This is a genomic window from Rhizobium sp. G21 (assembly GCF_014158035.1).
Classification (GTDB): Bacteria; Pseudomonadota; Alphaproteobacteria; order Rhizobiales; family Rhizobiaceae; genus Rhizobium_E.
Genome location: NZ_JACFXW010000001.1, coordinates 2,389,627 through 2,402,490, shown reverse-complemented (window position 1 = coordinate 2,402,490; position 12,864 = coordinate 2,389,627). Strand labels below are relative to the sequence as shown.

Below are 12,864 nucleotides of genomic sequence, written 5' to 3'. Positions count from 1 at the left end.
TTGACGGCGATTGCACGCCGGCGGGTCTCGATCGGGAGGAGCACGATCATGACGGAAGACAGACTGAGCTGGGGCATCATCGGCCCCGGCACGATAGCGCGCACCTTCGCCGAAGGCGTCGCCCATTCGCGCACCGGCCGCATCGCGGCCATCGGCACGCGCAATCCCGACAAACCGGGCCTCAGCGAGGGATTCCCCGGCGCGCGCATCGTCTCGGGTTACCAGGCGCTGATCGACGATCCCGAGGTCGAGGCCGTCTATATCGCCACGCCGCATCCCTCCCATCCCGAATGGGCGATCAAGGCGATCCGCGCCGGCAAGCATGTGCTGGTCGAGAAACCCTTGGCGCTGACCGCCTTCGACGCCGACGCCGTCTATCACGAGGCGCGAAAGGCCGGCGTCTTCGCCGGCGAAGCCTATATGTATCGGCTGCATCCGCAGACGGCCAAGCTGATCGACCTCATCCGCTCCGGGGTGATCGGTCAGGTCAGGCTGATCAAGTCGAGCTTCGGCTTCGACATGGGCGGCGTTCGGCCAGACCATCGGCTGTTCTCGCAGGCCTCGGCCGGCGGCGGCATTCTCGATGTCGGCGGTTATCCCGTCTCGATGGCGCGACTGATCGCCGGCGCAGTGGAGGGCAGACCCTTCCTCGATCCGGTCAAGGTCACGGGCGCCGCCCGTCTCGGCGAAACCGGCGTCGACGAATGGGCCTCGGCCGTCTTGAAATTCCCCAACGACCTCGTCGCCGAAGTTTCCTGCTCGATCATGGCCACTCAGGACAATGTCCTGCGCGTGATCGGCTCGGAGGGCCGGCTGGAGGTCGCCGATTTCTGGTTCGCCGCCGGCCACAAGGGCGGCGTCGGCAAAATAGAACTCTTCCGCAAGGACGGGTCGCATGAGACCATCGAATGCGCCGAAGAACGTTGGCTCTATTCCTTCGAGGCCGATGCGGCCGCAGACGCGATCCGCGCCGGCGAACGCGAATTCCCGGCGCCGGGCATGGGCTGGGCCGATTCGCTCGGCAATCTCCGCGCCATGGACGCCTGGCGCGCCTCGGTGGGGCTCAAATACGAGCTGGAGACGCCGGCGCTCAGGACCAGGAACATCGCGGGCGATGTCGTGAAGGCGGGCCATAAGGTACCCTGGCGCGCCATTCCCGGCCTCGCCAAACAGGCGTCGACGGTGGCGCTGGGCTTCGAATTCTTTCCGGATTTCGCTTCGGCCTCGCTGACGCTCGACGGCTTCTATGAGGCGGGCGGCAATCTCTTCGACACCGCCTATATCTATGGCAATGGCGCGACCGAAGCGGTTTTCGGCGACTGGCATACGAGCCGGGACGTCGACCGCGAGGAGATCGTGCTGATCGGCAAGGGCGTGCATTCGCCGCTCTGCTATCCCGACCAGATCGGCAAGCAACTGACCGCGTCGCTCGATCGACTCAAGACGGACTATGTCGACGTCTATTTCATGCATCGCGACAATCCGGATGTGCCGGTGGATGAATTCGTCGACGCCATGGATGCGGAAGCCAGCGCAGGCCGGATCCGCGGCATTTTCGGCGGCTCCAACTGGACGCGCGAGCGCATGGATGCGGCGATCGCCTACGCCAAAAAGTCCGGCAAGCGCGCGCCTGCCGCACTGTCGAACAACTTTTCGCTGGCCGAAATGATCGATCCGATCTGGGCAGGCTGCGTCGCCGCCTCGAATGACGAGTGGAAAGACTGGCTCGTGAAGACGCAGACGCCGAATTTCGCCTGGTCGAGCCAGGGCCGCGGTTTCTTCACCGATCGCGCCGGCCGCGACCGGTTCGACGACGAGGAAATCGTCCGCTGCTGGTATTCGGAGCAGAATTTCATTCGTCGCGACCGCGCCTATGAACTCGCCGCGAAAAAGGGCCGCAGCCCGATCCACATCGCGCTCGCCTATGTCCTGGCTCAGCCTTTCCCGGTCATTCCGCTGATCGGGCCGCGCACGCTCAGTGAGTTGGAAGACAGTCTTTCGGCGCTGGACATCGCGCTGACGCCGGACGAGGTGCGCTGGCTGGAAGCGTAAGCGGGCAGGATCAGGCCGGCCCAGCCGTCTCAGGCCGGCCCAGCCGGCCTGTCCAGACCCGACCATTTCACCACCAGCCGCGCCAACGCCGGCCCGGTGACCAGAATGAACAGGAAGCGGGCGAGTTGCATGGCCATGACGAAGGACACGTCGACATCGCTCGAAGCGGAGATGATCGCCACGGTGTCGGCGCCGCCGGGGCTGGTGGCGAGATAGGCCGTCAGAGGATCGACGCCTGCGACCTGCACCAGCACATAAGCGAAACCGCCGCAGATCAGGATCAGCGCCAGGATCGCGGCGATGACGCGCGGCAGCGCCTTCAGCGCATAGACGAGAATTGCGCGCGTGAAGCGCCCGCCGATGCCCCAGCCCACGACCGCATAGCTTCCCGCCAGCAGCCACGGCGGCAATTCGATCCGCATCAGCCCGAGATCCTGCAGAAGCGCGCCGAGGGCCATCGGAACCAGCATCATCCCGGCCGGGATCTTCGTGATGGCGACGATGACGGCGGAGACCGCGATCAGCACCGCGGTCTGGCCGAGCGGCAGCCAGTCGATCGGCGGAAACCAGACGACCGATTGCGCCGTCCCCGTTTCGCCGATGAACATCCTGGACACCAATGCCGCGGCCAGCGCCACGCAGAGAACGCGCATATATTGCATGATGGCGACGAGCCGCATGTCGGCGCCGAAGCTTTCCGACATGATGGTCATGGCCGAAGCCGCGCCGGGCACCGAACCCCAGATCGCGGTGGAGCCCGGCAGCACCTGCATGCGGGCCAGCAGCCAGCCGAAGCCGACGGAAACGGCGATCACCGACACGACGCCGCACAGGAAGATCGGCCAGGCGCGGCCGATCTCGATCAGCAGTTCCAGAGGGATGGCCTTAGCCATCAGGCAGCCGATCACGCCCTGCGCGAAAAACGTCGCCTGGTTCGGCACGGACACAGCGCGTCCGGCTGCGGCCAGAATGATTGCGGCGATCATCGGGCCCAACAGCAACGCCGCCGGCAGATGGAAGATTTCAAGCCCGACCACCAGCGCCGAAGAAATCAGAAAGAGAAGCAGCCAGCCCCGCATCACGTTCGGTTTGGACAAAGGCGGCATGTCGATTCCTTCTATAGGACGACGGATCACGGATAGTAATTCGTCGGCTAATTTCTGCGCTATGCGCCTGGCTCAGTCGTCCGCCTTGTCCAAAGACAGCCGTCCGCTGGTGAGATCCACGAGCATTCGGATGAGCGCGTCCGCCTGATCGGCGGGCAATAGGCACCGAACAAACACGCCCTCAGCGCCGAATTCCTCCGACAGGACGGTTGCGCCCTCTATGCGCTCCAGCCGCGATTTTATCAATCCGTGATCTGAAAAGACGAGACGCAGCCCGGTTTCCACCTGCGGCGTGAGCCGGATTTTCTCCACCGTTCGCAGGCACTCCGCCGCCGAGCCGCCATAGGCCCGCATCAATCCGCCTGAGCCGAGCAGCACGCCGCCGAAGAAGCGCGTCACCACCACCGCCACGCCATCCAAGTCCTGCCCGTCGATCGCCTGAAGGATCGGTTTTCCCGCCGTGCCCGAAGGTTCGCCGTCGTCGCTGAACCGGTAGATCTGGCCGATTCGATAAGCCCAGCAATTGTGGTTGGCCGATGCATCGCTCTCGGATGCGATGAACGCCCGGGCCACGGCCTCATCCGAAACGGGCGCGGCTGCGACGAGAAATCGGCTCTTCTTAATCTCGATGGCATGGCGCGCAACGGCCGTGATGGTCTGCATGGCGGATCCCGAAGTCAGTCTCGCCCCGTCATAGAAACAACCGCCGCCGCCGCCAAAGGAAAAAGCGCATTGCGCTGCGGTCGGGTGCATGAGGGGAAGCAGAGTAGGAAATGGCGGACAGAGAGGGATTCGAACCCTCGGTACGCTTTCACGTACACACGCGTTCCAGGCGTGCGCCTTCAACCGCTCGGCCACCTGTCCTTCACCCCGGGGGCGTCGCGAAGCGCTTGATATGGACCGGTTTTGTCCGGCGCGTCGTTCGGGCGCGATCTATACCGATGCTGTGGCGATAATCAACCCTTCATGACAGAATTTTGATGCGGAAAATGAAGGCAATGGCCCGGCGGCATTGAAAGTCGGGGGCGCACCGCTACTTTCTTGGGCTTGACGCGTATAGCGTCTCCAGAGAGATGGCCCGGGCGCGCCGCGGCCTCGTGCAGAAAGGACCGGGTGGCGGCATGCTGCTGGTGTTGCGATTCGTCAGTATGGTGTTGCTCGCCTGCGCGGTGTTCGCGGGCGTCGTCGACGCCATCCAGTCGGTCGCGGCCAATGGCGTGGTGATCACATCGCTCGGCAACGCCCTGTTCGGGCTTTATCCCGATGTGGTGCTGGAAGCCGAGCTTTATGTGCAGTCGCATCTGTCCGATTTCATCTGGGACGACGTGATCGCCTGGATTTTGACCCAGCCCGCCTTCGCGGTGTTCCTCTGCATGTCGCTGATTCTCTATCTCGCCGCCTATCGCAGCCCCGTCGCGGCTGCGAAACTGCCGGCCCGCCGCCGGTTCGGCTGATCGGCGCGCCGAGACGTGGCGACTGCCGGCGCTGGCGCCGCTTTCGATGTTTCGAACAAGGAAAGGATAGATCATGTTCCTGATCGACATGTTCAACAAGAAGACCGTGATGCCCGATCCAGCACACGCCCTGCCGGGGCGCGAAACGGAGTTGCCGACGGCCGAGACGCATTTCGTCAATGGGCGGCCGCTCAAAGGCCCCTATCCGGAAGGGACCGAACAGATCCTGCTGGGCCTCGGCTGCTTCTGGGGCGCCGAACGCCTGTTCTGGAAGACGCCGGGCGTTCATGTGACCGCGGTCGGCTATTCCGGCGGCTTCACCCGCAATCCGACTTATCAGGAAACCACGACCGGGCTGACCGGTCATACGGAAGTGGTGCTGGTCGTCTATGATCCCAGGATCGTGACGCTCGAAAGCCTGTTGAAACTGTTCTTCGAGGAGCATGACCCGACCCAGGGCATGCGTCAGGGCAACGACATCGGCACGACCTATCGCTCGGCGATCTATGTCTATACCGACGAACAGAAGCGGGTCGCCGAGGCGATGCGCGACGCCTATCAGGCCTCGCTCGACCGCGCCGGCCGCAAGACGCGCATCACCACCGAGATCATGGACGCCGGCCCCTTCTATTTCGCCGAAGACTATCACCAGCAATATCTCGCCAAGAATCCCGGCGGTTATTGTGGATTGAAGGGCACGGGCGTCGCCTGCATCGCCTAGCATAGATCCGTTCCTAAAGGGGCCACCCCACTGTTTTCGTTTATGAAAACGGTGGGGTGGCCCGATTTTTACCAACTGAAAAATTTTTGGTGAATTTTTCCCCTAGCCATGCAAGGATGCCCCGCGCTCGTCCTCGAGAGGGAAAGAGGCAGGGCCGTTAGTTGAGAGCCGTTAGAGGGGTCTCCGGCTAATTCCGCAAAACTGTGAGGCAACAGGGAAAGAACAATGAAAAAATCCTTTTGACACTGATGGCGACGGCGTCGATGGCCGCATCCGCTTTTGCCGCCGATGTGAAGCCGGCGATCATCTACGATCTGGGCGGCAAGTTCGACAAGTCGTTCAACGAAGCCGCCTATAACGGCGCAGAAAAGTTCAAGGCCGACACCGGCATCGCCTATCGCGAATTCGAAATCGCCAACGACGCCCAGCGCGAACAGGCGCTGCGCAAGTTCGCCGGCGACGGCAACAACCCGATCGTCGTGGCCGGTTTCTCCTGGGCCGCAGCCCTCGAAAAGGTCGCGGGCGAATATCCCGACACCAAATTCGCCATCATCGACATGGTCGTGACCGGCAAGCCGAACGTGAAGTCGATCGTCTTCAAGGAACAGGAAGGCTCCTACCTCGTCGGCGTGCTCGCCGGCATGGCCGCGAAGTCCGGCAAGGTCGGCTTCGTCGGCGGCATGGACATTCCGCTGATCCACAAATTCGCCTGCGGCTATGTCGGCGGCGTTAAGTCGGTCAACAAGGACGCCGAAGTGTTCCAGGCCTATACCGGCTCTGATCCGAGCGCCTGGAACGACCCGGTCAAGGGCGGCGAAATCGCCAAGTCGCAGATCGCCCAGGGCGCGGACGTGGTCTACCACGCCGCCGGCGGAACCGGCGTCGGCGTTCTCCAGGCCGCCGCGGAAGCCGGCAAGCTCGGCATCGGCGTCGACTCCAACCAGAACGGCATGCAGCCGGGCAAGGTTCTCACCTCGATGCTGAAGCGCGTCGACGTCGCCGTCTACAATTCGTTCAACGATGTGAAGACCGACAAGTTCGTCGCCGACATTCAGAACCTCGGCCTCAAGGAAGACGGCGTCGGCGCCGCGATGGACGACAACAACAAGCCGCTCATCACCGCCGAAATGACCGCCGCCCTCGACAAGGCCAAGGCGGACATCATCTCGGGCGCCGTTCAGGTGCACGATTACATGTCCGACGAGAAGTGCCCCTATTGATCGGCTGAACGCATGAGAGACCCGTCCTGGCGTAAGCCAGGGCGGTTCTTTTTTGGGAAGAAAACCCTGCGGATGAACGGGGCGAACAATCAATAATGGGGTGGCTTGGCGATGCCCGGCGCTTCGAGCGCGGCGTCCTCGAGCGCGCGGAACTGCTCGGTGAGCCGTTCCACGCGGAATTGAAGCTGGTCGATGATTTTCCACTGCCCGGCGATCTGTCCGGACAGATCCTCGATCATGCGGCTCTGATGCGCGATTGTTTCCTCGAGCAGCGTCACGCGGGCCGAAAGGTCTTCGTCGCTCATGGCGTTTTCTCCGTCGCTGGCTGGCGAAAGCCGCTGGACAGGCGTCCCAAACCTCAACACTATCCGTCCAGAAAGCCGCGCCCTGTTGGCCGGCCGTTCCGATATGGGCTGTCATGAGCGAACTTGCAATTGAACTCAAGGGCATCGACAAGAGTTTCGGCCCCGTCCACGCCAACAAGAACATCGACCTCAAGGTCCGCAAGGGCGCCATCCACGGCATCATCGGGGAAAACGGCGCCGGCAAATCCACATTGATGTCGATCCTCTACGGCTTCTACCAGGCCGACAGGGGCGAAATCCACATCAACGGCCAGAAGGCCCATATCAAGGATCCGAACGCGGCGATTTCCGCCGGCATCGGCATGGTCCACCAGCATTTCATGCTGGTGGAAAATTTCACCGTGCTCGAGAACATCATGCTCGGCGCCGAGGATTCGCCTATTCTCAACAAGGGCATCGCCAAGGCGCGCGCCGAGCTGAAGCGGCTCGAGCAGGAATATGAGATGGAGGTCGACCCCGACGCCACGATCGAGGAATTGCCGGTCGGCATCCAGCAGCGCGTCGAGATCCTCAAAGCCCTGTTCCGCGGCGCCGAAATCCTCATTCTCGACGAACCGACGGGCGTGTTGACGCCGGCCGAGGCCGATCACCTGTTCCGGATCCTCGCCCAGCTCAAGGAACAGGGAAAGACGATCCTGCTGATCACCCACAAGCTGCGCGAGATCATGGCGATCACCGACGAAGTGTCGGTGATGCGGCGCGGCGAGATCGTCGCGACCCGCACGACCGCAGAGACGACGGTGGAGGAACTCGCAGAACTGATGGTCGGCCGCCGGGTTCTGCTGCGCGTGGAAAAAGGCGAGGCCAATCCCTCGGGCGTCAAGCTGTCGGTGCGCAATCTCACCGTCAGGGACAGCCGCGGCGTGACCATGGTCGACGACGTCTCCTTCGATGTGCGCGCCGGCGAAATCGTCGGCATCGCCGGGGTCGCCGGCAACGGCCAGTCGGAGCTCATGGAAGCTATCGCCGGCATGCGCCGCGCGCTGACCGGCAGGGTCGAACTCAACGGCAAGCCGGTCGACGTGACGGGCCATGGCGACCCGGCCGACCTGCGTCGCCGCGGTCTCGCGCATGTGTCGGAAGACCGCCATCACACCGGTCTGGTGCTGAAGTTCGAGGAGGCGGAAAACGCCATTCTCGGCTATCACAACGCGCCGCAATACACCAAGGGCTGGCTGCTCGATGTCGATGCGATCCGCAAGGACGCCGAGGCCAAGATTGCCCAATACGACATCCGTCCGCCCAATCCACGTCTCAAGACCGCCAATTTCTCGGGCGGCAACCAGCAGAAGATCGTGCTGGCGCGCGAGATGGAGCAGAATCCCGACGTGCTGGTCATCGGCCAGCCGACGCGCGGCGTCGATGTCGGCGCGATCGAATTCATCCATCGCCGCATCATCGAAATGCGCGACGCCGGCAAGGCCATCCTGCTGGTCTCGGTCGAACTCGACGAGATCCGCTCGCTGTCGGACCGCATCCTGGTGATGTTCGCCGGCCGCGTCGTGGGCGAACGCAGCCCGGATGCGCCGGAAGGGGAAATCGGCCTGCTGATGGCGGGCGTGGAAGACAAGAGAAGGAGGCAGCCGAATGAGCGCGCCCTTTGCCAAGCTGCCGAATTGGGCCGAATATGGCCTGATCCCGCTGCTCAATCTCATCGCGGCCTTCCTGATTTCGGGCCTCGTCGTGCTGTTCGTCGGCGAAAATCCGCTGCGCGCCGCCGAACTGATGATCACCGGCGCCTTCGGCTCCGGCGAAGGTGTCGGCTACACGCTGTTCTACGCCACCAACTTCATCTTTGCGGGTCTCGCCGTGGCGGTCGCGGCCCATGCCGGCCTGTTCAATATCGGCGTCGAGGGCCAGGCCTATATCGGCGGCATCGGCGTGGCTGCCGCCTGCCTGATGTTCGATTCCACGCTTCCCTGGTATGTAGTGTTCCCGCTCGCCATCGTCGGCAGCATCGCTACCGGCGCGCTCTGGTCGTTGGTGCCGGCCTGGCTGCAGGCCTATCGCGGCAGCCACATCGTCATCACCACGATCATGTTCAACTATATGGCCAACAGCCTGATGCTGTGGATGCTGATCAACGTCTTCAAGCCCTTCGGCTCTATGGCGATCCAGTCGCGCACCTTCGAGGCCGGCGGGCAATTGCCGAAGCTCGATTGGCTGCTGGCGATATTCGGCCTCGACAATCGCAATTCGCCGTTCAACCTCAGCTTCCTGCTGGCGCTTCTCGCCTGTTACCTGGTCTGGCTGCTGATCTGGCGCACGCGACTCGGCTATGAAATGCGCACGCTCGGCCACAGCGCCGGCGCGGCGCGTTACGCCGGCATCTCCGAGAAGAAGATCATCATCGTCACCATGCTGATTTCGGGCGCGCTGGCCGGATTGCTCGCGATCAATTCGATCATGGGCGACCAGTTCCGCATCCAGCAGGAATTCGTCGCCGGCGCCGGCTTCGTCGGCATCGCCGTGGCGCTGATGGGCCGGTCGCATCCGGTCGGCATCATTCTCGCCTCGATCCTGTTCGGCATGCTCTATCAGGGCGGCGCCGAGATCGCCTTCGAAATGCCCAACATCTCGCGCGACATGATCGTCATCATCCAGGGTCTGGTCATCCTGTTCGCCGGCGCGCTGGAGCATCTGTTCCGCCCCGCCGTGACGATGACCTTCGCCCGTATGCGCCGCGGCGGCGCGCCCACCACTGAAGTTGCTGGAGGCTGATCATGGAAAATATCGATTGGTGGGTCTCTGTTCTCCAGGGCACGATCCGCATGTCCGTGCCGTTGATCCTGACCGCGCTGGCCGGCCTCTATGCCGAACGCTCCGGCGTCGTCGATATCGGCCTCGAAGGTAAGCTGCTGGCGGCCGCCTTCGCCGGCGCATCCGGCGCCGCGGTCACCGGCTCGGCCGTGCTCGGCATCGCCTCGGCCATCCTCTGCGCGGTGGCGTTTTCGGCCGTGCATGGCTACGCCTCGATCTCCCAGCGCGGCAATCAGGTCGTCTCGGGAACGGCGATCAACTTTGTCGCCATGGGCGCGACGGTGATCATCGGCCAGGCCTGGTTCAACATGGCAGGCCGCACGCCCCTCGCTCTCGGGCGACGCAAAACTGCAGACGGTGCAATTGCCGCTCGCCGCCGAGATCGGTCAGATTCCGGTCATCGGCGTCTTCTACGAGCGCATCCTGTCGGGCCACCACCTGCTCACTTATTTCGCCTTCGCGATGATCCCGTTGACCTGGTGGATCCTCTATCGGACCCGCTTCGGCCTGCGCCTGCGCGCCGTGGGCGAAAATCCGGGCGCGGTGGATACGGCCGGCATCTCCGTGGCGCGACTGCGCTACATGGCGGTGCTGCTGGGCGGCGTCTTCGTCGGCCTCGCCGGCGCGTTTCTGTCGATGGCCGTCAGCGGCGGTTTCACCAAAGGCATGTCGGCCGGCAAGGGCTTCATCGCGCTCGCGGCGCTGGTCTTCGCCAACTGGAAGCCGAAGAACATCCTGCTCACCTGCCTGCTGTTCGGATTCCTGGAGTCGCTGTCCATCGCCATGCAGGGCCAGCCGGTGCCGTTGATCGGAGAGATCCCCGTGCAGCTCTGGACGGCGCTGCCCTATATCCTCACCGTCGTGCTGCTCGCGGGCTTCATCGGCAAGGCCATGCCGCCCAAGGCGGCCGGCGTCCCCTATGTGAAGGAGCGCTGAGATGTCGCTGGACCAGCTTTTCGAAGCGGCGAAAGACGCCATGGGCAAATGCTATGCGCCCTATTCCAAATTCCCCGTCGGCGCGGCGATCCGCGCCGAGGACGGCGTCATCTACAAGGGCGCCAATATAGAGAACCTCGCCTTTCCGCAGGGCTGGTGCGCCGAATGCACGGCGATCGGCGCCATGGTGATGGGCGGCGCCAAGAAGATCGTCGAGATCGCCGTGATCGCCGAGAAGATGGCGCTGTGCCCGCCCTGCGGCGGTTGTCGCCAGAAAATCGCCGAATTCGCCGATCGCGACACGCGCATCTATCTCTGTGACGAGACTGGCGTGAAGAAGACGATGACGATGGACGAGCTTCTCCCGTTCAGCTTCGACACCGACGTCATCGGCTGAAGGAGAACGCCCGCATGATCCCGCAGGAAGTGATCCGCGCCAAGCGGAATGGCGAGACTTTGCCGCCCGCCGTCATCTACGATTTCGTCAGCGCGCTTTCGCGCAACGAGATCTCGGAGGGACAGGTGGCGGCCTTCGCCATGGCCGTATGGTTCTCCGGCATGAGCGCCGAGGAGACCGTGGCGCTGACGCTGGCGATGCGGGATTCCGGCGACGTCATGACCTGGCCGGATCTCGACCGGCCGATCGGCGACAAGCATTCGACCGGCGGCGTCGGCGACAATGTCTCGCTGATGCTGGCGCCGATCGTGGCTGCCTGCGGGCTCGCCGTGCCGATGATCTCCGGGCGCGGCCTCGGCCATACCGGCGGCACGCTCGACAAGCTGGAATCGATTCCGGGCTACGACATCTTTCCCGACAAGGAGCGCTTTTCCGCGATCGTGCGGAATGTGGGCTGCGCCATCGTCGGCCAGACCGGTCAGATGCGCGCCCGCCGACAAACGCCTCTACGCCATCCGCGACGTCACCGCCACGGTGGATTCCGTGCCGCTGATCACCGGCTCCATCCTATCAAAGAAGCTGGCGGCCGGCCTGCAATCCCTGGTCATGGACGTGAAGACCGGCAACGGCGCCTTCATGCAGAGCATGGAAGAAGCCGAAACGTTGGCGCGCTCGATCGTCGATGTCGCCAATGGCGCGGGCGTTAAGACCTCTGCGCTGATCACCGACATGAACGAGCCGCTCGCCGATTGCGCCGGCAACGCCGTCGAAGTCGCCCATGCCATGGAGTTTCTCGAAGGCGGCAAGTCAGGGACGCGCATCCATCAGGTCGTCATGGCGTTTGCGGCGGAAATGCTGGTCAATGCCGGCCTTGTGGAAGGTCTCGTCGAGGCCGAACGGACGGCGGAAGCGGCCCTGTCCTCCGGTCGGGCGATGGAGGTCTTTGGCCGCATGGCGCATGCCCAGGGCGGGCCGGTCGATTTCACCACGTCCTGGCGCGCCCGTCTGCCGAAAGCGCCGGTTGTCCGCCCGATCCCAGCCCCGAATTCCGGCTTCGTCGCCTTCTATCGCACCCGAGAGGTCGGCCTGGCGGTGATCGGACTCGGCGGCGGGCGTCTGCGGCCGGAAGACGCCGTCGACCACCGCACCGGCTTTACGGATATCGCGCCGATTGGAAGAAAGATCGTCGCCGGCGAGCCGCTCGCTGTTGTTCATGCCGCCGACGACGCGGCGGCGGCGAGGGGGCTTCCGCATTTCTCGATTGCGTGACGATCGCCGACGAGCCGGCTCCGGCTCGGACCGTCCTGATCAAGCGGATCAGTTGACCAGTCGCATTTCGCTATTGTCGGCGGAGTAGGAATCGAGCTTGCGCATGAAGCTCATGCCGATCAGCGGCGAGGCGAGCTTGCGGCCCCTCAGCACCAGCGCATCGACATTGCGCACCTGCACCGTGCCGATTTCAACCGAGCGCAACTGGATGCGCGCCGCCTTGGCGGGACCGTTGGCGGTGTCGACCTGATAGCGGAAATTCAGTTCGTTGCCGCCATAACCGAGATTGCGGGCGTCTGCCTCGTTGATGGTGACGAAGGTCGCGCCGGTGTCGATCATTGCGTCCAGCGGCTTGCCGTTCAGCCGAAATCGACCCTCGAAATGACCGGAGTCGTTGGATTTCAGCACATAGCTGCGCGACGGAGCGGCGGACGCGCCGATCGGCGCGGTCTCGCCGTCCGAGGCGTGTTTCTTGGCCGGATCGACCATCGCCGGCACGTTGACGGCCACCACGATCACCGAGGACCAGATGAGGAGCGCGCGCCCGATCATAGAATTCTCCCATGCATACAGGAGAATGACGC

At 63.6% G+C, this 12,864-nt stretch carries 10 protein-coding genes, 1 tRNA gene and 3 pseudogenes; 9 read left to right on the top strand and 5 right to left on the bottom strand.

Annotated elements, in window-relative coordinates:
• Positions 1–48 precede the first annotated feature (48 nt).
• Positions 49–2,052 carry an aldo/keto reductase gene (locus H2O14_RS12265; protein ID WP_182827872.1) on the top strand — a complete coding sequence of 668 codons (2,004 nt, stop codon included), beginning with the start codon at positions 49–51 and terminating at the stop codon, positions 2,050–2,052.
• A gap of 29 nt (positions 2,053–2,081) precedes the next feature.
• Here H2O14_RS12265 and H2O14_RS12260 read toward each other — a convergent pair whose 3' ends face one another.
• The 3 genes from H2O14_RS12260 to H2O14_RS12250 form a co-directional block, all read right to left on the bottom strand.
• The gene (locus tag H2O14_RS12260; RefSeq protein ID WP_182827871.1) at positions 2,082–3,158 is read right to left on the bottom strand and encodes an AbrB family transcriptional regulator; all 1,077 of its coding nucleotides are present in this window, start codon (positions 3,156–3,158) and stop codon (positions 2,082–2,084) included.
• A 72-nt stretch (positions 3,159–3,230) separates the two neighbouring features.
• Positions 3,231–3,821, bottom strand: a complete 591-nt coding sequence (locus H2O14_RS12255; RefSeq protein ID WP_182827870.1) for an IMPACT family protein — start codon at positions 3,819–3,821, stop codon at positions 3,231–3,233.
• 111 nt (positions 3,822–3,932) lie between these two features.
• A tRNA-Ser gene (locus H2O14_RS12250) sits at positions 3,933–4,022 on the bottom strand.
• Positions 4,023–4,231: 209 nt separating this feature from the next.
• On the opposite strand from H2O14_RS12250, the gene H2O14_RS12245 reads away from it, so the two are divergent.
• The 3 genes from H2O14_RS12245 to H2O14_RS12235 all read left to right on the top strand — a co-directional run bounded on the left by H2O14_RS12245 (position 4,232) and on the right by H2O14_RS12235 (position 6,553).
• A complete protein-coding gene (locus H2O14_RS12245; RefSeq protein ID WP_182827869.1) occupies positions 4,232–4,612 on the top strand; it encodes a hypothetical protein in 381 nt (126 codons plus the stop codon).
• A 73-nt stretch (positions 4,613–4,685) separates the two neighbouring features.
• A complete protein-coding gene (gene msrA / locus H2O14_RS12240; RefSeq protein WP_182827868.1) occupies positions 4,686–5,333 on the top strand; it encodes a peptide-methionine (S)-S-oxide reductase MsrA in 648 nt (215 codons plus the stop codon).
• A gap of 263 nt (positions 5,334–5,596) precedes the next feature.
• The gene (locus H2O14_RS12235) at positions 5,597–6,553 is read left to right on the top strand and encodes a BMP family ABC transporter substrate-binding protein (RefSeq protein ID WP_312858596.1); all 957 of its coding nucleotides are present in this window, start codon (positions 5,597–5,599) and stop codon (positions 6,551–6,553) included.
• Positions 6,554–6,642: 89 nt separating this feature from the next.
• Here the strand turns inward: H2O14_RS12235 and H2O14_RS12230 are convergent, their stop codons facing one another.
• On the bottom strand, positions 6,643–6,858 hold the full coding sequence (locus H2O14_RS12230; protein ID WP_182827867.1) for a SlyX family protein: 216 nt from the start codon (positions 6,856–6,858) through the stop codon (positions 6,643–6,645).
• Positions 6,859–6,971: 113 nt separating this feature from the next.
• On the opposite strand from H2O14_RS12230, the pseudogene H2O14_RS12225 reads away from it, so the two are divergent.
• The 5 genes and pseudogenes from H2O14_RS12225 to deoA all read left to right on the top strand — a co-directional run bounded on the left by H2O14_RS12225 (position 6,972) and on the right by deoA (position 12,336).
• Positions 6,972–8,509, top strand: a pseudogene (locus H2O14_RS12225) (ABC transporter ATP-binding protein).
• Positions 8,506–9,639: an ABC transporter permease gene (locus tag H2O14_RS12220; protein WP_182827866.1), complete on the top strand. Its 1,134-nt coding sequence runs from the start codon at positions 8,506–8,508 to the stop codon at positions 9,637–9,639. Before H2O14_RS12225 ends, H2O14_RS12220 begins: the two are co-directional and overlap by 4 nt.
• Positions 9,640–9,641: 2 nt before the next feature.
• Positions 9,642–10,614 (top strand): annotated as a pseudogene (locus H2O14_RS12215) (ABC transporter permease).
• A gap of 1 nt (position 10,615) precedes the next feature.
• Complete coding sequence (locus H2O14_RS12210) at positions 10,616–11,011, top strand: cytidine deaminase (RefSeq protein WP_182827865.1); 396 nt, start codon at positions 10,616–10,618, stop codon at positions 11,009–11,011.
• A gap of 14 nt (positions 11,012–11,025) precedes the next feature.
• Positions 11,026–12,336 (top strand): annotated as a pseudogene (gene deoA / locus H2O14_RS12205) (thymidine phosphorylase).
• Here deoA and H2O14_RS12200 read toward each other — a convergent pair.
• Positions 12,329–12,832 carry a TIGR02281 family clan AA aspartic protease gene (locus H2O14_RS12200; protein ID WP_182827864.1) on the bottom strand — a complete coding sequence of 168 codons (504 nt, stop codon included), beginning with the start codon at positions 12,830–12,832 and terminating at the stop codon, positions 12,329–12,331. The pseudogene deoA and the gene H2O14_RS12200 overlap by 8 nt on opposite strands.
• Positions 12,833–12,864: the final 32 nt, after the last annotated feature.

Excerpts from the sequence above, each read along its gene's own strand:
- H2O14_RS12265 (WP_182827872.1), top strand. The coding sequence starts at position 49 with ATGACGGAAGACAGACTGAGCTGGGGCATCATCGGCCCCGGCACGATA.
- H2O14_RS12260 (WP_182827871.1), bottom strand. The coding sequence starts at position 3,158 with ATGCCGCCTTTGTCCAAACCGAACGTGATGCGGGGCTGGCTGCTTCTC.
- H2O14_RS12255 (WP_182827870.1), bottom strand. The coding sequence starts at position 3,821 with ATGCAGACCATCACGGCCGTTGCGCGCCATGCCATCGAGATTAAGAAG.
- H2O14_RS12245 (WP_182827869.1), top strand. The coding sequence starts at position 4,232 with ATGGCCCGGGCGCGCCGCGGCCTCGTGCAGAAAGGACCGGGTGGCGGC.
- msrA (WP_182827868.1), top strand. The coding sequence starts at position 4,686 with ATGTTCCTGATCGACATGTTCAACAAGAAGACCGTGATGCCCGATCCA.
- H2O14_RS12235 (WP_312858596.1), top strand. The coding sequence starts at position 5,597 with ATGGCCGCATCCGCTTTTGCCGCCGATGTGAAGCCGGCGATCATCTAC.
- H2O14_RS12230 (WP_182827867.1), bottom strand. The coding sequence starts at position 6,858 with ATGAGCGACGAAGACCTTTCGGCCCGCGTGACGCTGCTCGAGGAAACA.
- H2O14_RS12220 (WP_182827866.1), top strand. The coding sequence starts at position 8,506 with ATGAGCGCGCCCTTTGCCAAGCTGCCGAATTGGGCCGAATATGGCCTG.
- H2O14_RS12210 (WP_182827865.1), top strand. The coding sequence starts at position 10,616 with ATGTCGCTGGACCAGCTTTTCGAAGCGGCGAAAGACGCCATGGGCAAA.
- H2O14_RS12200 (WP_182827864.1), bottom strand. The coding sequence starts at position 12,832 with ATGATCGGGCGCGCGCTCCTCATCTGGTCCTCGGTGATCGTGGTGGCC.